This is a genomic window from Microbispora sp. ATCC PTA-5024, from assembly GCF_000511135.2.
Taxonomy (GTDB): domain Bacteria; phylum Actinomycetota; class Actinomycetes; order Streptosporangiales; family Streptosporangiaceae; genus Microbispora; species Microbispora corallina.
Map to the genome: position 1 here is coordinate 605,695 of NZ_KI866522.1, position 22,747 is coordinate 628,441.

A 22,747-nucleotide genomic window follows, 5' to 3' on the forward strand; every position below is an offset into this window, starting at 1 on the left:
TCGGCTCAGCGGCTGTCGCGCAGGTGCCGGATGCCCATGTCCAGCGCCGCCTCCAGGTGGGTGAGCCGGCCGGTGGACAGGTGGAGCAGCACGCCGCCCTGGATCCCGGCCAGCAGCGCGGCCGCCGCCTCCTCCGGCTGGACGGCAGGGCCGATCTCCCCGGCGGCCTGCATGTGGCGGACTCCGGCGGCGATCTCCGACTCCCAGCGGCGCATCAGCTCGGTCACCACCGCCTGGGCGCCCGGCGTGCTGTGGCCCACCTGCGACATCACCACGTTGAGCGGGCACTGCCGCCCCTGCCGGCGGTAGCGGTCCACCACCTGGTCGCGCCAGGCCTGCCAGGACGCCCAGGACGTGAGGTCGCCGAGGTAGGGCTGCTGGTCGGAGAGCACCCGGTCGGCCTCGAACCGGGCCACGGCCAGCAGCAGCTCCTCCTTGCCGCCGGGGAAGTAGTGGAACAGCTGGCTCTTGCTGGTGGCCGTCCGCGCCCGTACGTCGTCGAGGGTGGTGTCCATCACGCCGATCTCGCGGATCGCCGCCGCCGCGCCCTCCACGATCCGCTGCCGGGTCGCGGCTCCCTTCGCCGTCACCGCCCCCACGACGCCTCCCCTTCTGGACCTGCCGGTCCATTCTGCCGCAGATGACGTGACGCGACGCAGGCGGACCGGTTCGGCCTCAGAGGAGCCGTCTCTGCACGACGTCGGCGACGACGGCGCCGACGACCCTGTCGACGGCCTCAGAGTCGGGCGGCGCGCCCTCCCGGCCGGCGAACAGCAGGTGCCCGGCCCCGATGAGCGACAGCGCGAGGGAGTCGACGTCGGCGTCGGCCGCGATCCGGCCCAGCTCACGCTCCTCGGAGAGGTAGGCGGCGATCATCGCACCGGCCTCCGCCAGGACCGGGACGCCCCCGCCCGGCCGGCCCGCACGCAGCCGGACGCGCAGCTCGTCCCGGAAGACGACGAGGCCGACGATCGCCACCGCGACCCCGTCGAACAGGTCGATCAGCGCGCCGGTGAGATTGCCGGCGACGGTGCCGGTCCCCGCGGACGCGCGCAGGGCGGCGGCCAGGCGCTCGACCCGGGCGATGCGATCGCGCACGAGCTCGGCGAGGAAGGCGTCGAAGTCGGCGAAGTGCCGGTGCAGTACGCCCTTGGCGACCCCCGCCTCGTCGGTGACGGCCCGGCTGGTCAGCGCGCTGGGTCCGTCCCGTAGCAGGACGCGCTCGGCGGCGTCGAACAGGTGCCGGCGCGCGTCGCGGATGTGCACCCCGGTCGGCACCCGTCGTCCCTCCATGCCTCGTGGCCGGCCCACCGTTGACCGAGTGGGCACATGCCCACTAGGGTGGGCGCATGCCCACTATACCCGAGGAGCAGCACCGTCCCTCCGGACAGGCGCCCCGTGAGGCGCATCAGGTCCGGGAGGTGGCGGAGTCGTTCGGCGTGGATCCGGCGCGTTACGACCGGGCCCGGCCCCGTTACCCGGAGGCCCTGGTGGAGCGGATCGTCGCCGGCAGCCCCGGCCGCGACGTGCTCGACGTCGGCTGCGGCACCGGCATCGCCGCCCGGCAGTTCCAGGCAGCCGGCTGCCGCGTGCTCGGGGTCGACCCGGACGCGCGGATGGCGGAGTTCGCCCGGCGGACCGGCATCGAGGCCGAGGTGGCGACGTTCGAGGCATGGGACCCGGCGAGCCGGCTGTTCGACGCGGTCGTCGCCGGCCAGGCGTGGCACTGGGTGGACCCGGTCGCGGGCGCGGCGAAGGCTGCGCGGGTCCTGCGGCCCGGCGGCCGGCTGGCCGTGTTCGGGCACGTGTTCGACGCCCCGCCCGAGGTGACGGACGCCTTCACCGCGGTGATCCGGCGGGTGGCGCCCGGCGCGCCGGTGAGCTCCGGGCCGGCTAGGACCGCCCTGGAGACCTACCAGGCGATGTTCGCCACCGCCGCCGACGGGATCCGGCGGGCGGGCGGCTTCGGCGAACCGGAGCAGTGGCGGTTCGACTGGGAGCAGTCCTACACGCGCGACGAGTGGCTGGACCATCTGCCCACCACGGGCGTCCTCACCCGGCTGCCCGCGGACGCGCTGGCCGAGGTGCTGGAGGCCGTGGGGGCCGCCATCGACGAGATCGGGGGCGGCTTCACCCTGCCGTACGTCACGCTGGCGGCGACCGCGACGCGTGCCGGCGCGGCCTGACCCGCCCGGCACGCACGACGACGCGGGGCACCGGGTTGGGCGGACAGGTCAGGCGGTCGCGGCGTCGCGCCAGGCGGCGATGACGGCCCGTTCCCTGCCGGGGTCGATGCCCAGGGGCGGCTCGCCGGGCGGCAGCGGCGGCGGGCCGCCCGCCTCGGTCAGCCACCGCCAGGTGTCGGCGACCGTCTCCTCGACGGGGCGGCAGCGCAGCCCGGTCGCCTCGGCCCGCGCGGTGTCCGTGTGGACGAGACCGGCCAGCTCGGGCTCGGGCGGGACCCACCCGGGCAGGGCGGCCCACCGGTCCACGCCCGCGGCCTCGATCACCGGCCAGTCGGCCCAGACGAGCCCGGCCGCACCCCCGGTCACCGCGACGGCTGCCTCCAGGAGCGTCCCGGTCGTGGCGTGCCCCTCCGGGTTGACCAGGTTGACCGGCCCCGAGACCCCTCCTCCGGCGGCGTCGAGCAGCCACGCGGCCAGGTCGCGGGCGTCGACGTACCGCAGGGGCAGGTCGCGCGGCCCCGGCGCGAGCATCTCGCCGCCCTGCCGCGCCCGCCGCAGCCAGTACGGCAGGCGGCCCCTGTCCTCGTGCGGCCCGAGGATGAGCCCGGCACGCGCCAGCACGGCCCGGTCGCCGAAGGACTCCTCGACGGCCAGCTCCCCGCCCCGCTTGTCGTGGGCGTACCCGGCGGTGCCTGCGTCGGGGGACGACGCGACCGTGGGGTGGGTCTCGTCGAGGCCCGGCGGGAGCGGCGGCTCGTACAGCGCGCGGCTCGACACGTACAGGTACCGCCCGGTTCGTCCGCTCAGCGCCCGCGCGCTGTCGCGCACCACCCGCGGCGCGCCCGCCCAGGTGTCGACGACCGCGTCCCAGCGGCCCTCGGCGAGCCGCGCCAGGTCGTCCGCGCTGAGCCGGTCCCCCGTCATCTGTTCGGCCTGCGGGTGCGCCCAGCCGCGCAGCCCCCGGTTGAAGGTCGTGACCCGCCATCCCCGCTCCACGGCACGGGTCACCACCCAGCGGCCGACGAACGACGTCCCGCCCAGGACAAGAATGCGCATCGTCCGATTGTCCCGGGTTCCCGGGAACGCCGGCGACGCGCCCGGGGCGGCCTGGTCCCGGCAGGGGGATGACAGCGAAACGGCAGCGGCGGCGGCCACGGTGGCTCCATGACGCAGACCACCGTTCTCATCGCGGGGGCCGGGCCGACCGGCCTCACCCTCGCCGTCGACCTCGCCCGGCGCGGCGTCGACCTGCTGCTCGTCGACGCCGTCGCCGAACGCCCCGGCTCCCGGGGCAAGGGCCTCCAGCCGCGCACGCTGGAGGTCTTCGACGACCTCGGCGTGGCCGGCGCGCTCCTCGCCACCGGCGCCGAGTACCCGCCGCTGCGGACCTACCACCGCGGGCAGGTCGTGTGGGAGGGGCGCATGCACGAGCCCCGCCTCCCCACCGCCGCCGTGCCGTACCCGATGGTGATCATGCAGCCGCAGTGGCGCACCGAGCGCGTGCTGCGCGAGCGCCTGGCCGGTCTCGGGCATCGGGTACGGCACGGCGCCCGGCTGACCGGGCTCGACCAGGACGAGGACGGCGTCACCGCCGTCCTGGAGGACGGGGAGCGGATCCGCGCCGCCTACCTGGTCGGCGCCGACGGGGGCCGCAGCATGGTCCGCAGGGCGGCCGGCGTCGGCTTCCACGGCGAGACCCGCCCGGCGGAGCGGATGCTGCTCGGCGACGTCACGACCGGCGACCTCGACCGCGACCACTGGCACATGTGGGGCGACCCGGCCACCCGCAGCCTGGACGTCGCCCTCTGCCCGCTGCCCGGAACGGGCGACTTCCAGCTCACCGCCCCCGTTCCCGCTGCTGCGGACGGCGAGGGGGATCTTCCCGAGCCGGCGCTTGAGACGTTCCAGGCCGTCCTCGACCGGGCCGGGGCCGGCGTCCGCCTCACTGGGGCGGGCTGGACGTCCGTCTACCGGGTGAACATCCGGATGGCCGAGCGGTTCCGCGCCGGACGGGTGTTCCTGGCCGGCGACGCCGCCCACGTGCACTCCCCCGCCGGCGGCCAGGGCCTCAACACCGGGGTGCAGGACGCCTACAACCTCGGCTGGAAGCTGGCCGCCGTCCTCGCCGGCGCCCCCGGCCGCCTGCTCGACACCTACGAGGAGGAGCGCCTCCCGGTCGCCGCCTCGGTCCTCGGCCTCAGCACCGCCCTGCACGAGAAGGGCACGAAGGGCGACCCCGACGCGCACGTGCGCGACGAGGAGACGCGTCAGCTGCTCCTCGCCTACCCCGGCGGGTTCCTGAGCGAGGGCCCGCGCGGCGGCGAGCGGGTCCCCGACGCCGTCCTCGGCCGGGGCCGCCTGTTCGACGTTCTGCGCGGGCCCCACTTCACGCTGCTGACGTTCGGCGACGCCGCCCCCGATACGGTCGGTGCGGCCGGTGCGGTCGGTGCGGCAGCCTCACGCGGCTCCGTCGTACGGGCCTTCACGGTCGCGCCTCCCGGCCGTACGGGCGACCTGGTGGACGTCGAGGAGCGCCTCCACGAGCACTTCGGCGCGGGGACGGCCGTGCTGGTGCGGCCGGACGGCTACGTGGGCTATCACGGGGCGCCCGGGGGGCTGGAGCCGTACCTGTCCCGGGTCCTCGGCCCGCGCTGAGCACTGGGCGAGCACTGGGCGAGCACCGGCCTTGCCGCAGCAGGCGGGTCAGGATCCGGGCGGCGTCCACCGGGCGAACGTGTCCCGCACCTCCTGCGGCGAGTGGGCGAGCGCGCCGGGGTCGGGGGCGGCGGCCGTGACGCGGGGCAGGTGGACCACGACGTCGTAGGCGTCCAGGGGGCTCAGCTCGGCGTAGAAGTCCCCGACGCCCGCGCGCTGCCGGCCCGCGGCCCGGACGGCATCGGCGTCGGACGGCGACAGCCGCCGCAGGTCGGTCGCGAAGGGGCCGTCGTGGGCGGCGTCCATGAGCGCGTCGAGGCTGCCGGGCCGGGGCGGCGCCAGCTCGGCGAACAGCGTGCCGGTGTAGAAGTCGGCCCCGTTGTTGAGGATGTGCCCGGTCCCGGAGGTGGTGCCGACGACCAGGTAGTCTTCGCCGAGGCGGTCGCCCAGGTGCATGCCCAGCGGCGTCAGCGGGGGCATGCCGGGCAGGGCCGCCGGCCCGCGCTGGACGTGGCCGTTGTGGGCGGCGAGGACGATCCGCTCCTCCCTGCGCAGGATCCACTCGACGGTGTCGGCCATCGCGGCGTCGCGTGTGAGCATGCCCCCCTGCCGGTCGCCGCTCATCATCTGGCGGACCAGCGAGTCGAGGGCGACCGTGACCTCCAGCGCGCGCAGCGCCCGTTCGTAGGCGTCGGCCGTGGTCCGGCGCAGGTACTCCAGGCGCCGTCCCCGCATGCGCGCGGCGAGGTCGGCGAGGCCCGCCGTCAGCGCGTCCCTGGCCTCCTGGGCGAGCCCCGCATACCCGGCCAGCGCCTGGGGGGCGGAGAACGCCGACGGCGCCGGGAAGGCGGAGGCGGTCTCACGGATCTCCGGGCCGATCCGGAACTCCGGGTCGGCCCGACCGAGGTAGGCGGCGACGGCGTCCAGACCGGGCTGCAGGGACACCATCGAGCAGGGAAGGTCGAGCCCGTAGAACCCGACCGGACGGGCGGCGGCGCTGTTCCACTCCCGCATCCACTCGAGGTGAGCGCGCATCGGCGCCCACAGTCCCATCAGCGAGGTCATGCCGCTCGCCAGGACCGCGCCGGGATCGTCCTCGCCGCCCCGCACCCAGGCGTCGGCCCGCCATCCCTCCACGAACCCGGTCTCCATGACGTAGGCGCCGAACCCGTGCCGTTCGACCAGGTGGCGCAGCAGGCGGTGGCGGAGCCGGTAGAACTCGCCGTTGTAGTGCGCGCTCTCGCCGATCGCGACCACCCGCGCGTCGCCGACCGCCTCGTCCAGCCACTCCAGGTCGTCCGTGGGCGCGGCCGGGTCCAGCGTGCGCAGCGGCCGCACCGCCTCCCCGCTCAGCCGGCCCATCCCCGTCGACACGTCCGCGATCATCTTCAGACCCTCCCCATTATTCCCGTTTTTGGGAACAGTACCAGGTTTGGAATCATAGGGGGGTGGACACCCTCGACCTGCTTCTGCACCCGGTGCGCCTGCGCGTCGTGCACGCCATGTCAGGCGGCCGCACCCGCACCACCTCCGAGCTGTGCGAACGGCTCCCGGACATCCCCAAGACCACCCTGTACCGCCACGTCGGGCTGCTGGTCGAGGGCGGAGTCCTGGAGATCGTCGACGAGCAGCGGGTGCGCGGCGCCGTGGAACGGCACTACCGGCTCCACCGCGACAGGTCGGCCATCGACCCGCGCGCGGGCGCCACGATGTCCCTCGACGAGCACCGCCGGGGGTTCGCCGCCGCCATGGCCGCCCTGATCGCCGAGTTCAACGCCTACCTCGACCGGCCCGGCGCGAACCCCTACGCCGACTCCGTCGGCTACAGGCAAGCCGTCTTCTGGCTCGACGAGGACGAGATCGCCGAGATGATCGGCGAGATCCAGGCCCTCGTCGCCGCCCGGGCGGGCAACGCCCCCCGGGCCGGCCGAACCCCCCGTCTCATGAGCCTGATCTTCTTCCCGGCCGAGGACCCGTCCGGCGGCCCCGCCGGGGACGGAGCCGGGCCCGCCCCCGGCGCGGGGTGACGCGCGGCATGCCTCGCCCCTGGTGCGGCCGGTGTGCCGGCCTGGCGGACCACAGGGACGGACAGGCGAAGGCCGGCCCCCGCGTGTGGCGAGGGCCGGCCTTCGCCGTGCTCAGCGCGCGGCGCGCACCGCCGAGACCAGTCCGCCGGTGGCCTCGTCCTGCTGCGACGGGGTGAGCACCGGACGTCCGTAGGCCTCGGCGCGCTCACGCAGGGTGAAGGTCTCCGCCTTCCAACCGAGGCCGTCCAGCCAGCCGACCGGGTCCTCCGGCATCTCCGAGACCCACATCGACGCTGCCGATCCGGGAGTGGCGTCCTCGCGGAAGCGTTCGACCACACCGCGCGTGCCCAGTGTCAGGCCCATCCTGCTGCCCGCAGCGGACAGCGCGCCGACCCGTTCGAGCAGCAACTGGACCGCGTCCTCGGGCAGATAGATCAGCAGTCCCTCGGCGATCCACACCGTCGGCTGCGCCGGATCGTGCCCGGCCGCGGCCAGGGCGCCGGGCCAGTCCTCGCGCAGGTCGACCGGGACGGTGATCCGCTCGCAGCGCGGAACGGCACGCTCCTGATGCAGAACCGCGGCCTTGAAGTCCAGCGGTTCGGCCGTGTCGACCTCGAACAGCCGGGTCCCCGCAGGCCAGTCCATCCGGAAGGCCCTGCTGTCCATCCCGGCTCCGAGCAGCACGACCTGCCGGACGCCGGACGCGACCGCTTGGTCCAGCAGGTCGTCCAGGAACTTCGTCCGGATGACGATCGAGAAGGCCACACCGAGCCAGCGGCGCCGCGCCGCCTCGTCCGCGTGGAGGGGCGAGGGCGTCCCGGGGCCTCTCCCGCCGGCCGTGGCGAAGGCCAGCGCCAGCGGGTCCCGGAACAGCGGCTGCTCGCGTGCCGTCTCCATCGCCCTCACCCGGGCCACGCCCACGGCTGTGGCCCACACCCCGGACGGCTCGACCCGTCCCGCCGCATCAGTCATGCGTTCAGCCTAGGCTGCGGGGGCGTCACACCGGCGCGGTGGTAAACAGCGCTCCGGGGCGGGTCCAAAAGAAGTCCTGGCGAGGGTGTCGGATCGGGGCGGTGGTGTTCGTGGCAGAGGTGAGGCCGCCCACAAGGGGCGGCGCCAAGGCCAAGGAACCACGATCATGAAGCTGACGACCATGACCCAGATCACCCTCGACGGAGTGATGCAGGGAAACGGCGCCGCCTCCGATGAGGACCGCAGGAACGGTTTCGAGCGCGGCGGATGGGCCCTGGGGGCGGGTGACGACGAGACCAGGACGTTCATCACACAGACCTACCAGCGCGCCGACGCGTTCCTGTTCGGCCGGCGCACCTACGAGCTGTTCGCCGGCTCCTGGGGAGCAATCGACACACATCCCATCGGCGTGGCCGTGAACGACGCTCCCAAGTACGTCGCCTCGACCACGCTCACCGCGCCGCGATGGGAGAACACGACCGTTCTCCGCGGCGACCTCGCGGCGGCCATCGGTGCGCTGAAGGCCGAGCCCGGGGGTGAGCTGCAGGTGCACGGCAGTGGCGTCCTGACCCGGTGGCTCCTGGAGAACGATCTGGTCGACGAGATGACTCTGATCGTGATCCCGGTCATCCTCGGCCAGGGCGCCAGACTGTTCCCGGAGACAGGTCCGGATCTCGCGCTCGACTTGGTCGAGTCGCGGGTCGACGCGAAGGGCGTGACGATTCAGGTCCACCGGCCGGCCGGGCGCCCGCGGTATGCGACGGCCTGACGTCCCCGACCACGATGTCCCTACACCACAGGAGATGATCTGACGATGCGGTACCTGGTTTCCGTGATCGACGACAAGAGCAATCCCGGCAGCACGGACAGGCAGCCTGCCATCAGCGTGTTCAACGAACGACTGATCGCCGAGGGCTACTGGGTCTTCGCGGGCGGACTCGCGGACACCGACGCGGCCACGGTCGTCGACAACCGGGGCGAGCAGGCGGTGTTCAGCGACGGGCCCTTCGTGGAGTCGAAGGAGTACCTCGCCGGCGTCTGGGTGTGGGAGGCCCCCGATCTGGATGTGGCGCTCACGCTCGCCGCCGAGGCGTCGAAGGTCTGCGATCGGAAGATCGAGGTGCGGCCGTTCCTGTGAGCGACGTCGAGGAGACGATCATTCGGGCCCACCACGACGAGTGGGCGCGGGTGGTGGCCGCCCTGACCAGGCGTTTCGGTGACCTCGACATCGCCGAGGAGGCGGCTGCCGAGGCGTTCGCGACCGCCGTGGAACGGTGGCGGGCCGACGGACCGCCCCCCAACCCGGGCGCGTGGCTGACCACCACCGCCAACCGCAAGGCCATCGACCGGATCCGGCGCGAGAACAAACGCGACGACAAGCACAAGGAGGCTCAGGTGCTGCACGACACCACCCCACCCGAGCCGCTGGGCGCCGTCGACGACGACCGGCTCCGGCTGATCTTCACCTGCTGTCACCCGGCGCTGGCGGTGGAGGCGCGCGTGGCGTTGACGCTGCGCATGGTCGGCGGTCTGACCGTGCCCGAGATCGCCCGCGCCTTCCTGGTACGGGAGACCGCAATGGAGCAGCGCATCACCCGCGCGAAGGCCAAGATCAAGGCGGCCGGCATCCCCTATCGGATGCCGGCCGCCGGCGATCTGCCGGCTCGTGTCTCCGGCGTCCTGACCGTCCTGTTCCTCGTCTTCAACGAGGGTTACCTGGCCAGCGGCCCCGGCACCGATCCCGTACGGCACGACCTGACCACAGAGGCGATCCGGCTCACCCGCCTGATCCGCGCACTCCTGCCGCAGGACGGAGAAGTGGCCGGGCTGCTGGCGCTGATGCTGCTCATCGAGGCCCGCCGCCCCGCCCGGGTCTCGGCCGGCGGCGAACTGGTCCCCCTGGCCGAGCAGGACCGCGGCGCCTGGGACGCGAACCTGATCGCCGAAGGTCACCGGCTGGTGCGCGAGCGCCTGGCCGCTGCCGCCGCCGGGGTGGCTCCGGGGCGCTACCAGATCCTGGCCGCGATCAACGCGGTGCACACCTCCGCCCGCGACATCCGCGACACCGACTGGTCGCAGGTCCTCGCCCTCTACGACCAGCTCGTCCGCCTCGACCCTTCGCCGATCGTCGCCCTCAACCGGGCCGTCGCCGTGGCCGAACTCGACGGGCCGGAGGTGGCACTGGCCATCGTCGACCGCCTCGCCGAGGCCCTGGCCGGCTATCACGCCTACCACGCCGCCCGCGCCGACCTGCTGCGCAGGCTGGGCCGAAGTGAGCAGTCACGCGCGGCCTACGACCGGGCCATCGAGCTGGCCGGCAACACCGGCGAGACCGCCTACCTCACCCGCCGCCGCGACCAACTGCGGTAGCGCCGCGTCCGACGAGCGCGGCCCGGTCTCAGGGGTCGCGGGCGCGGAGGTAGGCGTCCAAGGCGGCGGCGCCCCCGAGCATGGCGCGGCCCCGCGCGGACAGGCGGGCCTGCCAGTCGCGCAGGGCCGACTCCAGTGGGGCGACGCCGCCGGCGGAGCGGACCTGCGCGATCAGCGGGGCGATCTGCTCCAGCAGGTAGCCGCCCCGCCTGAGCTGGTGGGCCAGCCGGACGTCCCGTACGTCGGCCGCGCTGTAGACCCGGTAGCCCGTCCGCGGGTCGCGGCGCGGCCGGACCAGTCCGGCGCTCTCCCACTTGCGCAGGGTGGCAGGACGAAGGCCCAACCTTCCAGCCAGGGGGCCGATGAACGTGTCGCCGCGCTCCCGCGGCACGGGCGCCAGATCCCGGAGCGCGGCCTCGACGGCCTGGAGGGTGCGGCGGTCGTCGAGGAGCCGGCCGTGGCTCTCGTCGATGAGCCGCAGCGCGTCCTCGGCGGCGCCCCGGTTGACCGCCCGCATGATCGCCGTCGCCGTCTGGTGACCGTGCCCCGGCACGAGGGCGAGGAACGCGCGCAGCGCGTGCGCGTGCAGCGGCGTGTAGGTCCGATACCCGTGGACGGTGCGTCCAGCGGCGGGCAGGACGCCGGCGTCCTCGTAGTTCCTGATCGCCTGCGTGGACAGGCCGTGCTCACGCGCCAGGTCCACCGGCCTCATGGATGCGTCATCGGTTGAAGGTCCATCGCGATTCAGCAGGGATTTTTCGTCAAAAGTCTACAGCGGAGGTTCAACGATAGCGTTGAAGGCATGGACATCACGGACACCGCCCGGCCGCTCGACGGCGCGGGCGTCTCGGCCTTCCTGCGGTCGCTTCCCGCCGCGCCCCTGCTGCTCGGCCTGGGCGAGGCCAGGCACTTCGTGGGGGAGCTGGGCGAGGTGCGCAACCAGGTCTTCCGGCATCTGGTCGAGCACGAGGGCTACCGGGCGTTCGCCATCGAGAGCGACTGCCTGATGGGCCTCGTCGTGGACGACCACATCGCGACGGGCGCGGGCACGCTCGACGACGTCATGACACGCGGCTTCAGCCACGGCTTCGGCGCGTCAGCGGCCAACCGGGAGCTCGTGCGCTGGATGCGGGCGTACAACGAGGAACACGAGGAGAAGATCCGGTTCTTCGGGTTCGACGGCCCGCTGGAGTACTGGGCGGCGAGCCCGCGCCAGGCGCTCACCGCCCTCCACGCCCTCCTCCAGGGCCCGCTACCCCGTACGGTGGTGACCGCCGAGACGCTGGACACGCTGCTGGGCCCGGACGACGGGTGGGCGAACGAGGCCACGGCCATGGATCCGTCCCAGTCGATCGGCCGCTCCGCCGACGCCCAGCGGCTGCGGCTGATCGCCGACGACCTGGTGGCGCTGCTCGAGACGCAGACGCCGCAGCTGAGCCCCGAGGACGGGGAACGGGCGGCGCTGTACGGGCGCACCGCCACCGGCCTGCTCCGCTACCACTACTGGATGGCCGACGCGTCCCCCGCGCGGTGGGCCCGGCTGTCGGCCCTGCGGGACGCGATGATGGCCGCCAACCTGCGTGCCGTCGCCGAGCACGGCCCGGCCCTGGTCTTCGCGAGCAACCTCCACCTGCAGCGGAACACGAGCGTGATGCCGTTCGGCGACCAGCGGCTGGAGTGGTGGAGCGCCGGCGCGATCACCGCGACGCACCTGGGCGACCGGTACGCCTTCCTCGCCTCGGCCCTCGGCACCGTCCGCGACGACACCCCGCCCCCGGACACCCTCGAAGGCATCCTGTCCACGCTCCCCTGGGACCGCTCTCTCGTCGATCCCCGCCGCCTGGCCGAGGCCGTCCCACACCCCGCGCCGCGCAAATCCAGCGATTTCGCCTATTTCTCCCTGGACCCGTCCCACCTCGACATGATCGACGGCGTCGTCTTCCTCAACCAGGCCCTCAAACTGGGGTAACAGGCGCGTCCGTCAGGGACGCTCCTGGTCCTGCACCGGGTGCCGCCGCACGTCCCGGTCCGCCGTGAGGCTCCCGAGGATCGCCAGGAGCTCGGCGCTGCGGCTGCCCGGCTCGGCGTGGCTGACGACCAGGACGAGCCCGTCGGTCCCCCCGATCGTGAACTTGTTCGACTGCAGATCGATGTCACCGACCTGCGGGTGGGTCAGCCGGCTCACCCGGCCCCTCTTCGGATGCACGTCGTGGCGGGCCCACAGCTGCCGGAACAGGGCGCTGCGCACCGACAGCTCACCCACCAGATCCACCAGCCGCGGATCGTCGACGTCCGGGCCCACATTCGCCCGTAGCGTGGCGACCCCCTCGGCCACCGTCTCCTCCCAGTCGCGCCGCAGCTCCCGTTCCGCCGGATCCAGGAACACGGCCCGCAGGATGTTCACCCCCACGGCGTAGTTGGGGGACAGCGCGGTCGCCAGCGCGTTGACCGCGAGGATGGTGGAGAACCTGTCCTGGACGTACGACGGGTTGGCCGTCCACCCCTCCATCAGCTGGACGACGCTCGGCGGCACCCGCTCCGGTGCCGGGAACGCCCGCCTCCGCGAGGGCGCCCGTCCCCGCCCCGGCTGGGACGACCGCGCCAGCTCGATCAGGTACGCCGTCGCGTCCGCGTCCAGCAGCAGCACCCGCGCGAGCGCGTCGAGGACCTGCACGGACGGGTTGCGGTCGCGGCCCTGTTCCAGCCGCAGGTAGTAGTCCGAGCTGATGCCGGCGAGCATCGCGACCTCCTCCCGGCGCAACCCCGGGACCCGCCGCAGCCCTCCCCCGGCGATCCCCGCGTCCTCCGGCCGCACCAGCTGCCGCCGGGCCCGCAGGAACTCACCGAGCGCGTTCGTGCCGTCCATGCCCTCCACCGTAGTTCCGTTCTCCCGCGGGTGCCTGTGCCCTGGCACTCCCAGGAACGACGGGGCACTCCCACAGGAACGCAGGACGCCGCACAGTGAACACGTCCCGGCCGGCCCGGGCATCACCGCATCACGACCGCATCACGCCGACGAAAGGCACACCATGACCACCAGCGTTCCCGGCGGAACCCTCACACTCGCCGACGACCTGACCATCAGCCGCATGGGCTACGGCGCGATGCAGCTGGCAGGTCCCGGGGTGTTCGGCCCGCCGAAGGACAAAGACGAGGCGATCGCCGTCCTGCGAACGGCGGTCGAGCTGGGGGTGACGCACATCGACACGAGCGACTTCTACGGCCCGGCCGTGGTCAACGAACTGATCCGGGAGGCTCTCCACCCCTACCCGGCCGACCTGCGCATCGTCACCAAGGTCGGCGCCCGGCGCGGCGGCGACGGCAGCTGGCTGTTCTCCCGCGAGCCGGCGGACCTCAAGGCGCAGGTCCACGAAAACCTCGACCATCTCGGCCTGGACGTCCTCGACGTGGTCAACCTGCGCGCCGGCACCCCCGAAGGCACCGACGAGACCTCCATCGCCGAACAGTTCACCGCCCTGGCCGAGCTCAGGCAGCAGGGACTGATCCGCCACCTCGGCCTCAGCGGCGTCACGGAGGCCCAGCTCACCGAGGCGCAGGCGATCGCGCCGGTCGTCACCGTCCAGAACCTCTACAACATCGCCAACCGCCACGACGACGCCCTCGTCGACCGGTGCGCCGCCGACCACATCGCCTACGCCCCCTTCTTCCCCCTGGGCGGATACACCCCGCTCCAGTCGGAGACGCTCGCCGGCGTGGCGTCCCGGCTCGGCGCCACCCCGCAGCAGGTCGCCCTCGCCTGGCTGCTCCACCGCTCCCCCACCATCGTCTTGATCCCGGGGACCTCGTCGGTCGCCCACCTCCGCGAGAACGTCGCCGCCGCCGGCCTCACCCTCCCGGCCGACGCGCTCGCCGAACTCGACGCCATCGGCGGATAGCCCGCGACCGGTGTGTGCGTGCAGAGTGTCCGTCATGACGGCTTCGCACACGCCGGCCACATCCTGCGGCGACGACGTGAGGCGGCGGCTCGCCGCCGCAGGCCTGTGCGCGCTGGCCGCCGCCGCGCTGGCCGCCGTACAGGTCCTCGCCGCCGATCGCCTCGGCATCAACCAGTGGACGACCAGGCTGGGCCCCTACGACGAGTTCGTCGGCTGGGACCACGCCGTCACCCGCTCCACGTGGTACCCGGCCGCCTCCACGCTGCTCGCCTCCGCGATCACGTACCGGGCATTCCACCGTGCGTCGTGGTCCCGGCGGTGGCTGCCGGTCGCGGCCTGGCTCGGCTCCTGCCTGATCGCCGCCCCGCTTCTCCACGGCCTGGCAGCCGCGGCGCCCGAACAGGGCCACCACTCCAGCCCGTCCGAGGTGGCCCAGGCGACGATCGTCGGCGGCGCGATCGGCGCCGCCGCCGCACTGACGGCGCTGCGACATCGGGAGGTCGGCGCCGGACTGGTGGCCTACACCCTGTGGGTCTCCCTCCTGGAGTTCACCCGCCCCTGGTGGTGGGACAGGCCACCCACCTTCGATCCCATGCTCACGCAGGGCGTGCTCCGCAGCGACACCGGGGAGTACGCGGTGGAGGCGACACTCTCGGAGGCCGGCGGGATCACCGCCGGACTCATCGGACCGGTCGTGGTCAGCGGCCTCGTCGCGGCATGGGCGGCGGCCCGGCAGGCCCGATGGACGAGCGCCGCCCTCGCCGGCGCGGCCGGCCCGCTTCTGCTCTGCGCCGTCTACCTCACGACCGATCCCCAATTGGGCGACCAGGAGAGCATCCAGGTCACCCTGTGGGTCTACTCCATCTTGGCGGCCCTGATCGGGCTGTGCGTCAGCGCGACCGTCGCCGCCGTCACCCGCGTCATCACGAAGCGCGCGCAGGCCGCCCCCTGATCAGCGCGACGCCCGTCCCGCCACCAGATCCTCCGGATGCGCCAGCCCCGCACCCCAGGCCAGCGCCTCACGGCAGCCGGCCTCGCCCAGCGCCGCGGCCGCCTTCGCCACCACCGCCAGCACCTCCGGATCCGCGGTCTCCGCGGTCTCCGCGAGCCCCCGCAACGCCCGCGCCGCCCCTGCCAGCGCCGCCGCCCGCTCCGGGTCCTCGGCGAACACAACGGCCGCCGCCTCCAGCACCGCCGCCCGCACCGTCGCGTCCCCCGACGGCCCCGACAGCTCCACCGCCCTGCGCATCCACTCCCGCGCCCCCGCAGCGTCCCCCCGCGCCGCCTGGACCCGGCCCATCTCCATCCGCACCAGCGCCGCCAACTGCGGCGGCGCCCCCGCCCGGCCCTCCAGCAACCGCAGCGCCTCCGCCAGCAACGCCTCCGCCTCCTCCGGCCGCCCCCGCCGCCGCGCCACCTCCCCCAGCGCATGCCGCACCCGGCCCACCGCCACCGGATCCGCCAACCGGTCTGCGACCTCGCCCACCCGCCGCAACTCCGCCGCCGCCCCCTCGAGGTCCCCCGCGCACGCCCGCAGCCGCCCCAGCCGCACCCGCAACATGACCGGCCCGGGCAGACCCTCCCCACCCCCGATCACCTCGGCCAGCGCCGCCGCCTCCTCCTGCAGCGCCAGCGCCCCCGCCGCGTCCCCCCGGTTCTCCACCACGAACGACAACCAGTAATGCGCCAGGGCCAGCCCCCACCGATCCCCCAGACCGCCGAACACGCCGAGCGCCTCCCGCAGCCGCGCCTCCGCCGCCCCCTCGCCAGGCCGGCCGTACTCGAACTCCACGATCCCGCCCACCAGCAGCGCCGTCGCCCGCGTCCACGCGTCCGGATGCCCCTCGAACCGCTCCACCGCCGCAGCCGCCCGCCGCCTGATCTCCCCGGCCCCACCCGCGTACGCGGTCGCCCCCATCCACGACCACAGCGCCGCCGGATGGCCCGACTCCTCCACCACCCGCAACGCCCGCTCCGCCCCTGGCGTCCCGTTCACCAGGTACGGATCACCGGGCGCCACCAGCGCGCACAGCGCGTGGGCCACCTCCAGGCCCTCCGGCGCGACGTCCCCCACCACCCCGAGCACCGCCCGGGCCCGCTCGGCCGCCTCCCTCCTGCGCCCCCGCATCATCCACGACCAGAACCGGGCCATCACCATCCGCAGCGCCGCCCGCCCGTCACCCGACGCCAGTGCCAGATCCAGCGCCGCGTCCAGATCTCCCCGCTCCGCGTCCCAGCACCGCCAGCACCCGCGACTGCTCCCGGCCCCGAAGCAGCGGCTCGACCGCCTCCGCCACCTCCAGGAAATGCCGCGCGTGCCGCGCCCGCGTCTCGTCCGCCTCGCCCGACTCCACCAGCCGCTCGGCCGCGTACGACCGGACCGTCTCCAGCAACCGGTACCGGACCTCCGCCGCCCGCTCCACCACCACGACCAGCGACTTGTCCGCCAGAGAGGCCAGCAGGGCCGGCACCCGCGCCCCGCCGCCGCACACCCGGCCTACCGACTCGGCCGTCACACCGCCCGCGAACACCGACAACCGCCGCAGCAGAGCCTGCTCCTCCGGGTCGAGCAGATCCCAGCTCCAGCCGATCACCGCGCGCAGCGTCCGGTGCCGCGGCTCCGCCGTACGGCCCCCACGGAACGCCAGCCGCCCGCCCAGCCCCTCCACCAGCCGCGGCAGCGGCATCGACCGCAGGCGCGCCGCCGCGATCTCGATCGCCAGCGGCATCCCGTCCAGCTCCCGGCACACCCGCACCACGTCGGCCACACCCGCGTCGTCCACCACGAACCCCGGCCGCACCGCCGCCGCCCGGTCGGCGAACAGCGCCACCGCGCCACACGCCCGCGCCTCCTCCACCGTCGCCCCGACCGCCGGAAGCTCCAGCGCGGGCACCGGATGCAGGTGCTCACCCGGGATGTCCAGCGCCTCACGGCCCGTGGCCAGGATCCGCAGCCCCGGCACGCCCGCCAGCAGCCGCCCCGCCACCCGCGCCGCCTCCGCCACGACGTGCTCGCAGTTGTCCAGCACCACGACGCCGCCGAATCCCCGAAGATCCGCGACAAGCGCCTCCACCGCGTCCCGCCGCCCGTCCCCGACCCCCGGCGCCGGCAGCGGCAACGTCGCCCGCACGGCCGCGGCCACCCCCGCCGGATCGGTGACCGGCGCCAGCTCCACCAGCCACACCTCCCCCGCGAGCCCCCGCGCCGCCTCGACCGCCAGACGCGTCTTCCCGGCGCCGCCCGGGCCGGTGAGCGTCACCAGCCGCGCCCTCCCCAGCAGCTCGCGCACCCGCAGGACGTCGGCCCGCCTGCCCACGAAGCTCGTCACCGCCGCCGGCAGGTTCCCCTCCCGTACGGCGGGGCCCGCCCCGTCCTCCCGCAGCGCCGCCAGATGCGCCTCCCGCAGCTCAGGCCCCGGATCCACGCCCAGCTCGCCGGCCAGCCGCCGCCTGATCCGCTCGAACGCCGCGAGGGCGTCCGCCCGCCGCCCGACCGCGAGCAGCGCCCGCACCAGCAACGCGTGGAACGGCTCCCGCAGCGGATGGGCGGCCACCGCCTCCTCGATCTCGGCGATCAGCTCCTCCGGCGCCGGGACCCCCTCACGCCCGCCCGGCCGTACGGCGAGGTCGGCCGCGATCCTGCCCTCCAGGGCGACGGCCCGCAGCTCGTCCAGCCGGGCCGCGGGCGCCGTCGCGAGTGGCAGGCCGGCCACGTCGGCCAGCGCCGGCCCCCGCCACAGGGACAGCGCCCGCCGCAGCAGCGACCCCGCCTCCACCGGATCGGCCGACGCCGCCCGCCCGGCACGGGTGAGCCGCTCGAACTCCCAGGCGTCCACGGCCTCCCGCGGCACGTCCAGCAGGTACCCGGACGGATGGGACGCCACCAGCCCGGGCGCCTGCCGCCGGAGCCGCGACACCAGCGACTGGAGCGCGGCCGGCGGATGCTCCGGCGTGTCGTCCGGCCACAGGTCCTCCGCCAGACGCTCGTACGTGACCACACGTCCCGGGTCGAGCGCCAGCCTGACCAGCAGCGCGCGCACGCGGGCGCCGCCCACTTCGGCGCCGGGCACCGACAGCGGCCCCAGGATCCGTATTCGCATGGCGCGGCCCATTCTCGCTGATGGGGTTGACTGGGTGAGTGGCTAGATTTTGCTACAACCGAGTGCCTTTACAAAGTAGATTCATCGTAGGATCACGGGTGATGAACACGCCCGCGGTCCCCGAGCGGCGCCCCGCCGAGCAGCCCCCTCGCGACCCGTACCAGGTGTACCTGGACGGCCTGCCCTCCCCCGAGTCCCGCCGGACCATGCGCGGCTGCCTCGACCGCGTCGCCCGCCTCATCACCGGCGACCCCGGCGCCACCGGAGCCGGCCAGCCGTGGGAGCTGCTGCGGTACGAGCACACGGTCCGGCTGCGCACGCTCATGCGGGAGCAGGGCTGGTCCCCCTCTCACGTGAACAAGCACCTCGTGGCGCTGCGGCGCGTGCTCAAGGAGGCCTGGCGGCTCGGCCTGATGACAGGTGAGGACTACCAGCGGGCCGCCGACCTGCCGGCCTACGCCCACACCCGCGTCCCCGCCGGGCGGCACGTGGAGGCCGACGCCCTGGCGGCCGCGCTGGGCGGATGCGACGACGACCACTCCCCCGCCGGTCGGCGCGACGGCGCGCTGCTGGCCGCCCTCTACTCCACCGGCTGCCGGCGCGCCGAGGTGGCCGGGCTCACGCTCGCCGACTTCGACCCGGCGGCACGCTCGCTGCGCGTGCGGGGCAAGGGCGACAAGGAACGCCTCGTCTACCTCACCCCGGAGGCCGCCGACAGGCTGGAGCTGTGGCTGTCGGTGCGCGGGCGGGCCGACGGGCCGCTGTTCTGCCCCATCAACAAGGCGGGCCGGCTCCGGCTGTCGCACATGACCGGGCAGGCCGTGGCCGACATCGTCTCCCGGCGCCTGGCCGCCGCGGGCGCCTCGCCGCGGACGCCGCACGACTTCCGGCGGACGTTCATCGGCGAGCTCCTCGACGCCGGCGTGGACCTGGCGACCGCCCAGGCCCTCGTCGGCCACGCCTCCCCCGCCACCACCGCCCGCTACGACCGGCGGCCGGAGCGGCGCCGCCGGGAAGCCGTCGACCGGCTCCGCCTGCCCGGCGTCCCGGGCCGCTAGGCGCCCCACGTCATCAGGCGGGTGACGGTCGTGGTCAGCCATCGCTCGTAGCCGTCCGCCGTCCATCCGATCATCCCTCTGGCCAGCAGATACGTCTCGGCATGGACGAGCACCGCGGTGGTGTCGGTCAGCCACTCCAGGTCGCGGCCCCCGGGGAGGAGCCCGTCGGCGTCCATCCGCGTCCAGAACTCGGCGACCGCGTCACGGGTGGCCACGCGACCCGCCTGGGCGGCGGCGGCCAGGTCGGGTTCGACGACGGCCGCCTGCAGAGCGACGGCAAGGATGTCCCCCGAGCGTTCCATCATCCGACGGGTGCCCGCAGCCAGGGCGGTGATCCGCTCGGCGGCGGTGGGCGCGGTGCGCGCGGCGACGAACCAGGGGCGCGCGGCCACCTCGACGGGTGCTGCGTCCCCGGCGAAGGCGACGTCCACGGCACGTTTGAGCAGGGCGGCCTTGGTGCCGAAGCGGACATACAGGGTGCGGGCGGCGACGCCCGCGTGCTCGGCGACCGCGGTGAGCGTGGTGGCGGCGTAGCCGTGCTGGACGAACAGCTCGGTGGCGGCGCGCAGGATCTTGTCCTCGGTCTCGGCGACGCGGGCGGCGCGCAGGTCGCGCTTGACGGGGTCCGGCATGAGATGCAGTATAACTGCATCGATGCAGTCCGACTGCAAGGAGGGGACCGTGTCCGACATTCCGCGCCTCGACGGAGTGCATCATCTCAAGCTCCCCGTGACCGACCTGGACCGTTCCCTTGAGTGGTACCGGTCCCGGTTCGGCTACCAGGTCGCCATCGAGTTCGTCGAGCAGGGCGTCCTCATGGGGTACGCCCTGACCCATCCCGACGGCGGCCCGATGCTCGGGTTGCGCCTGGACCCCGAGAAGGCCAAAGCGGCGGCCGGGTTCGACTACTTCTCGATCGGCGTGCCCGACAAGGCCGGTATCGACGCCCTCGCCGAGCACCTGACCGCGCTCGGCGAGGACCACGCGGGTGTCCACGCCGCACACATCGGCTGGATCCTGCCCCTCCTGCATGACCCCGACGGTCACGAGGTCCGCTTCTACACCACGACCGGCCTCGACGACACCGGCGAGAGCGCCGCCGGGCCCGCGTGAGCATCGGCAGGAACGCCGGCGGCGTGCCGTGGTCGGACGGGGACCGCCGGGGCGGCCGGCGGACCGGCACGCCCGATCCCGGGCTGTGCGAGCTCAGCGGGCCCGTCAGCCGTGGTGGACGTACGGGGTGGTGGTGGTGAGCGGGACGAACCCGAGCCGCCGCAGGATCGGGCGGCTCTGGCCGGTGGCGTCCACCTGGAGGTAGCGGTATCCACGGTCGGCGGCGATGCGGGCGCGGACCGCCACGAGAGCCCGGTACAGGCCCCTGCCACGCCAGGCCGGGACGGTCCCGCCGCCCCACAGGCCGGCGAACGGGGTGCCCGGATGCATCTCCAGCCGCGCCGCCGCCACGGGCTCCCCTCCGGCCACGGCCACGACGGCCGCGACGGTGCCCGGCAGGCCGGCGAGCTGGTCGAGCAGCCGCCGCCTGATCCGGTCGGCGTCGGTGCCGAAGACCTCCTCGTGCACGCGGGCCACCAGGTCCGCCCCCGCCTCGTCGGCGACCGGGCGCACCTCGACGCCCTCGGGCGGCTCCGCCTCGGTGGACACGGCGCCGATGGGGGCGACCATGAGGGTCTCCTCCGCCTCGGCGACGAAGCCCGCCGCCCGCAGCCGCGCGGCGAGGTCGTCGGGCCGGTCGTGGGCGTAGAGCTTCCATTCGAAGCCGCGGCCGAGGGACGCGTAGTAGCGCACCTGCTCGGCGATGGCCGCGTCGGCGCCGGCCCGGTCGAGCCGGGACCACAGGACGCCGTTCCAGCCGTGCTCCCCCGCGACCTGGCGGACGACGTCCCCGACCCGTTCGACCCGCGCCCCGGGGTCGTCGGGCGGTGCGTCACGCCTCATCGACCGGTCGTACAGGGCCAGCACCGCTTCGCGATCCACCTGCCCACTCCACCAGTCGCCGTACGCCCCGGCAACCGCTTTTCGGTCAGCGGGGGGCGCGGAGGCGGTAGAGCACGTGCCGGCGCAGCGGACTGTCGTCGGAAAGGGCGGGATGGTCGAAGTCCTCCGCGGGGTCGTGGGTCATGCCGAGCCTGCGCATCACGGCCTGCGACCGCAGGTTCGACACGGCTGTGAACGAGACGACCTCCGTGAGGCCGGCGCGGCCGAACCCGTCCGCCAGCGCGGCACGGGCCGCCTCGGTGGCGTAGCCGTGCCCCCAGGCGGATCGGGCGAGCCGCCATCCGATCTCCACGCACGGTGTGAAGTGCGCGGTGAACCGGGGCACGGAAAGGCCGGTGAACCCGATGAACGCGCCGCCGGCCTCCACGGCCCACAGGCCGATCCCGTGCTCCTCGAACCCCTCCTCGATGCGGTCGGCGAGGGCGTCGCTCTGCCCACGGGTGAGCGGGGCCGGGAAGTGCTCCATCACGGCCGGATCGGCGTTGAGCGCGGCGAACGGCTCCCGATCGGCGGCGCGCCAGCGCCGCAGCAGGAGCCGTCCGGTGGCGATCGTCGTCGTGCCCATTGGCGCACCGTACCCCGTGCCGGCGGGGTCGTCCTCCGCCGGTCCGTGGGATGACGCCGGCCCGGGCGCCCCCACGTGTCGCGGGGGACGCTCGGGCCGGCCGGTCGTTCTCAGACCTCGTCGACGGTCATCGCGCCCTCGTTGGGACGCCGGGACAGGTCGATGCCGAGCTCCTCCGCCGCGCGGAAGACGTCCTCGTCGGTGTCTCTCATCTCGATCGACATACCGTCGCTCGACAGAACCTCGACGTTCAGGCAGAGCGACTGCATCTCCTTGATGAGGACCTTGAAGGACTCGGGAATGCCCGCCTCGGGGATGTTCTCGCCCTTGACGATGGCCTCGTAGACCTTCACGCGTCCCAGCACGTCGTCGGACTTGATCGTCAGCAGCTCCTGCAGCGCGTACGCCGCGCCGTAGGCCTCCAGAGCCCACACCTCCATCTCACCGAAGCGCTGGCCGCCGAACTGGGCCTTACCGCCGAGCGGCTGCTGGGTGATCATCGAGTACGGACCGGTCGACCGGGCGTGGATCTTGTCGTCCACCAGGTGGAGCAGCTTCAGGATGTAGATGTACCCCACGGCGATCGGGTAGGGGAACGGCTCGCCGGACCGGCCGTCGAACAGCCGTGCCTTGCCGCTGGGCATCACGATCCGGTCGCCGTCGCGGTTGCGGAGCGTGTTGTCCAGGAGACCGATGATCTCCTGTTCGCTGGCGCCGTCGAAGACCGGGGTGGCGACGTTGGTGAACGGCTCGACGCGGTCCAGGCCCTTCTCCCGCAGCCGCTCCGCCCATTCCTCCTCGACGCCGCTGATGTCCCATCCTCGGGCGGCGATCCAGCCGAGGTGGGTCTCCAGGACCTGGCCGACGTTCATCCGGCCGGGCACGCCCAGCGGGTTCAGAAT

The 22,747-nt window shown here is 74.2% G+C and carries 23 protein-coding genes and 1 pseudogene; 11 read left to right on the forward strand and 13 right to left on the reverse strand.

Going from position 1 to position 22,747, the window contains the following annotated elements:
* Nucleotides 1-5 precede the first annotated feature (5 nt).
* Entirely contained in the window at nucleotides 6-599 is a 594-nt protein-coding gene (locus MPTA5024_RS02755) for a TetR/AcrR family transcriptional regulator (RefSeq protein WP_036319397.1), read from the reverse strand.
* Between the two features lie 76 nt (nucleotides 600-675).
* Nucleotides 676-1,293 (reverse strand): TetR/AcrR family transcriptional regulator, encoded by a 618-nt coding sequence (locus MPTA5024_RS02760; RefSeq protein WP_232326136.1) that lies wholly within the window; start codon nucleotides 1,291-1,293, stop codon nucleotides 676-678.
* Between the two features lie 56 nt (nucleotides 1,294-1,349).
* Between MPTA5024_RS02760 and MPTA5024_RS02765 the strand changes: the two genes are divergently transcribed.
* On the forward strand, nucleotides 1,350-2,186 hold the full coding sequence (locus tag MPTA5024_RS02765; protein WP_051457637.1) for a class I SAM-dependent methyltransferase: 837 nt from the start codon (nucleotides 1,350-1,352) through the stop codon (nucleotides 2,184-2,186).
* Nucleotides 2,187-2,234: 48 nt separating this feature from the next.
* Here the strand turns inward: MPTA5024_RS02765 and MPTA5024_RS02770 are convergent, their stop codons facing one another.
* Nucleotides 2,235-3,242, reverse strand: coding sequence for an NAD-dependent epimerase/dehydratase family protein (locus MPTA5024_RS02770; protein WP_036319402.1), 1,008 nt, complete (start codon nucleotides 3,240-3,242; stop codon nucleotides 2,235-2,237).
* Between the two features lie 108 nt (nucleotides 3,243-3,350).
* Here MPTA5024_RS02770 and MPTA5024_RS02775 point away from each other — a divergent pair, with 108 nt between their 5' ends.
* Nucleotides 3,351-4,841 (forward strand): FAD-dependent monooxygenase, encoded by a 1,491-nt coding sequence (locus MPTA5024_RS02775; protein WP_036319403.1) that lies wholly within the window; start codon nucleotides 3,351-3,353, stop codon nucleotides 4,839-4,841.
* Nucleotides 4,842-4,889: 48 nt separating this feature from the next.
* On the opposite strand, the gene MPTA5024_RS02780 is transcribed toward MPTA5024_RS02775, so the two are convergent.
* Nucleotides 4,890-6,227: an erythromycin esterase family protein gene (locus MPTA5024_RS02780; RefSeq protein ID WP_198166921.1), complete on the reverse strand. Its 1,338-nt coding sequence runs from the start codon at nucleotides 6,225-6,227 to the stop codon at nucleotides 4,890-4,892.
* 62 nt (nucleotides 6,228-6,289) lie between these two features.
* Between MPTA5024_RS02780 and MPTA5024_RS02785 the strand changes: the two genes are divergently transcribed.
* The gene (locus tag MPTA5024_RS02785; RefSeq protein ID WP_036319405.1) at nucleotides 6,290-6,868 is read left to right on the forward strand and encodes a helix-turn-helix domain-containing protein; all 579 of its coding nucleotides are present in this window, start codon (nucleotides 6,290-6,292) and stop codon (nucleotides 6,866-6,868) included.
* A 111-nt stretch (nucleotides 6,869-6,979) separates the two neighbouring features.
* Here MPTA5024_RS02785 and MPTA5024_RS02790 read toward each other — a convergent pair whose 3' ends face one another.
* Nucleotides 6,980-7,840, reverse strand: a complete 861-nt coding sequence (locus tag MPTA5024_RS02790) for a class I SAM-dependent methyltransferase (RefSeq protein WP_051457638.1) — start codon at nucleotides 7,838-7,840, stop codon at nucleotides 6,980-6,982.
* A 166-nt stretch (nucleotides 7,841-8,006) separates the two neighbouring features.
* Between MPTA5024_RS02790 and MPTA5024_RS02795 the strand changes: the two genes are divergently transcribed.
* Genes MPTA5024_RS02795 through MPTA5024_RS02805 form a run of 3 tightly spaced genes read left to right on the forward strand, consistent with a single transcriptional unit; the run spans nucleotide 8,007 to nucleotide 10,210 of the window.
* A complete protein-coding gene (locus MPTA5024_RS02795; protein ID WP_036319409.1) occupies nucleotides 8,007-8,609 on the forward strand; it encodes a dihydrofolate reductase family protein in 603 nt (200 codons plus the stop codon).
* A 45-nt stretch (nucleotides 8,610-8,654) separates the two neighbouring features.
* Nucleotides 8,655-8,978 carry a YciI family protein gene (locus MPTA5024_RS02800; protein ID WP_036319411.1) on the forward strand — a complete coding sequence of 108 codons (324 nt, stop codon included), beginning with the start codon at nucleotides 8,655-8,657 and terminating at the stop codon, nucleotides 8,976-8,978.
* Nucleotides 8,975-10,210 carry an RNA polymerase sigma factor gene (locus MPTA5024_RS02805; RefSeq protein ID WP_036319413.1) on the forward strand — a complete coding sequence of 412 codons (1,236 nt, stop codon included), beginning with the start codon at nucleotides 8,975-8,977 and terminating at the stop codon, nucleotides 10,208-10,210. Before MPTA5024_RS02800 ends, MPTA5024_RS02805 begins: the two co-directional genes overlap by 4 nt.
* A gap of 28 nt (nucleotides 10,211-10,238) precedes the next feature.
* On the opposite strand, the gene MPTA5024_RS02810 is transcribed toward MPTA5024_RS02805, so the two are convergent.
* Nucleotides 10,239-10,922 (reverse strand): TioE family transcriptional regulator, encoded by a 684-nt coding sequence (locus MPTA5024_RS02810; protein WP_157099266.1) that lies wholly within the window; start codon nucleotides 10,920-10,922, stop codon nucleotides 10,239-10,241.
* A gap of 90 nt (nucleotides 10,923-11,012) precedes the next feature.
* On the opposite strand from MPTA5024_RS02810, the gene MPTA5024_RS02815 reads away from it, so the two are divergent.
* Nucleotides 11,013-12,179: an erythromycin esterase family protein gene (locus MPTA5024_RS02815; RefSeq protein WP_036319417.1), complete on the forward strand. Its 1,167-nt coding sequence runs from the start codon at nucleotides 11,013-11,015 to the stop codon at nucleotides 12,177-12,179.
* A gap of 12 nt (nucleotides 12,180-12,191) precedes the next feature.
* Here MPTA5024_RS02815 and MPTA5024_RS02820 read toward each other — a convergent pair whose 3' ends face one another.
* The gene (locus MPTA5024_RS02820) at nucleotides 12,192-13,076 is read right to left on the reverse strand and encodes a helix-turn-helix domain-containing protein (RefSeq protein ID WP_051458000.1); all 885 of its coding nucleotides are present in this window, start codon (nucleotides 13,074-13,076) and stop codon (nucleotides 12,192-12,194) included.
* Between the two features lie 163 nt (nucleotides 13,077-13,239).
* On the opposite strand from MPTA5024_RS02820, the gene MPTA5024_RS02825 reads away from it, so the two are divergent.
* Nucleotides 13,240-14,106 carry an oxidoreductase gene (locus MPTA5024_RS02825; protein WP_036319424.1) on the forward strand — a complete coding sequence of 289 codons (867 nt, stop codon included), beginning with the start codon at nucleotides 13,240-13,242 and terminating at the stop codon, nucleotides 14,104-14,106.
* A gap of 34 nt (nucleotides 14,107-14,140) precedes the next feature.
* The gene (locus MPTA5024_RS02830) at nucleotides 14,141-15,058 is read left to right on the forward strand and encodes a hypothetical protein (protein ID WP_157099267.1); all 918 of its coding nucleotides are present in this window, start codon (nucleotides 14,141-14,143) and stop codon (nucleotides 15,056-15,058) included.
* On the opposite strand, the gene MPTA5024_RS02835 is transcribed toward MPTA5024_RS02830, so the two are convergent.
* Both MPTA5024_RS02835 and MPTA5024_RS02840 read right to left on the reverse strand, forming a co-directional pair.
* A complete protein-coding gene (locus MPTA5024_RS02835; RefSeq protein ID WP_157099268.1) occupies nucleotides 15,059-16,258 on the reverse strand; it encodes a hypothetical protein in 1,200 nt (399 codons plus the stop codon).
* 25 nt (nucleotides 16,259-16,283) lie between these two features.
* A complete protein-coding gene (locus MPTA5024_RS02840; protein ID WP_198166922.1) occupies nucleotides 16,284-18,206 on the reverse strand; it encodes a BTAD domain-containing putative transcriptional regulator in 1,923 nt (640 codons plus the stop codon).
* Between the two features lie 101 nt (nucleotides 18,207-18,307).
* Here MPTA5024_RS02840 and MPTA5024_RS02845 point away from each other — a divergent pair, with 101 nt between their 5' ends.
* Nucleotides 18,308-19,264, forward strand: coding sequence for a tyrosine-type recombinase/integrase (locus MPTA5024_RS02845; protein ID WP_036319428.1), 957 nt, complete (start codon nucleotides 18,308-18,310; stop codon nucleotides 19,262-19,264).
* Here the strand turns inward: MPTA5024_RS02845 and MPTA5024_RS02850 are convergent.
* On the reverse strand, nucleotides 19,261-19,896 hold the full coding sequence (locus MPTA5024_RS02850) for a TetR/AcrR family transcriptional regulator (RefSeq protein WP_036319431.1): 636 nt from the start codon (nucleotides 19,894-19,896) through the stop codon (nucleotides 19,261-19,263). The genes MPTA5024_RS02845 and MPTA5024_RS02850 overlap by 4 nt on opposite strands.
* Before the next feature lie 49 nt (nucleotides 19,897-19,945).
* Between MPTA5024_RS02850 and MPTA5024_RS02855 the strand changes: the two genes are divergently transcribed.
* Nucleotides 19,946-20,377, forward strand: coding sequence for a VOC family protein (locus tag MPTA5024_RS02855; RefSeq protein WP_232326138.1), 432 nt, complete (start codon nucleotides 19,946-19,948; stop codon nucleotides 20,375-20,377).
* Nucleotides 20,378-20,482: 105 nt separating this feature from the next.
* Here MPTA5024_RS02855 and MPTA5024_RS02860 read toward each other — a convergent pair whose 3' ends face one another.
* The 3 genes and pseudogenes from MPTA5024_RS02860 to MPTA5024_RS02870 form a co-directional block, all read right to left on the reverse strand.
* Nucleotides 20,483-21,259 (reverse strand): GNAT family N-acetyltransferase, encoded by a 777-nt coding sequence (locus tag MPTA5024_RS02860; protein ID WP_036319440.1) that lies wholly within the window; start codon nucleotides 21,257-21,259, stop codon nucleotides 20,483-20,485.
* 46 nt (nucleotides 21,260-21,305) lie between these two features.
* A complete protein-coding gene (locus tag MPTA5024_RS02865) occupies nucleotides 21,306-21,845 on the reverse strand; it encodes a GNAT family N-acetyltransferase (RefSeq protein ID WP_036319443.1) in 540 nt (179 codons plus the stop codon).
* 110 nt (nucleotides 21,846-21,955) lie between these two features.
* A pseudogene (locus MPTA5024_RS02870) lies at nucleotides 21,956-22,747 on the reverse strand (DNA-directed RNA polymerase subunit beta); the annotation flags it as partial.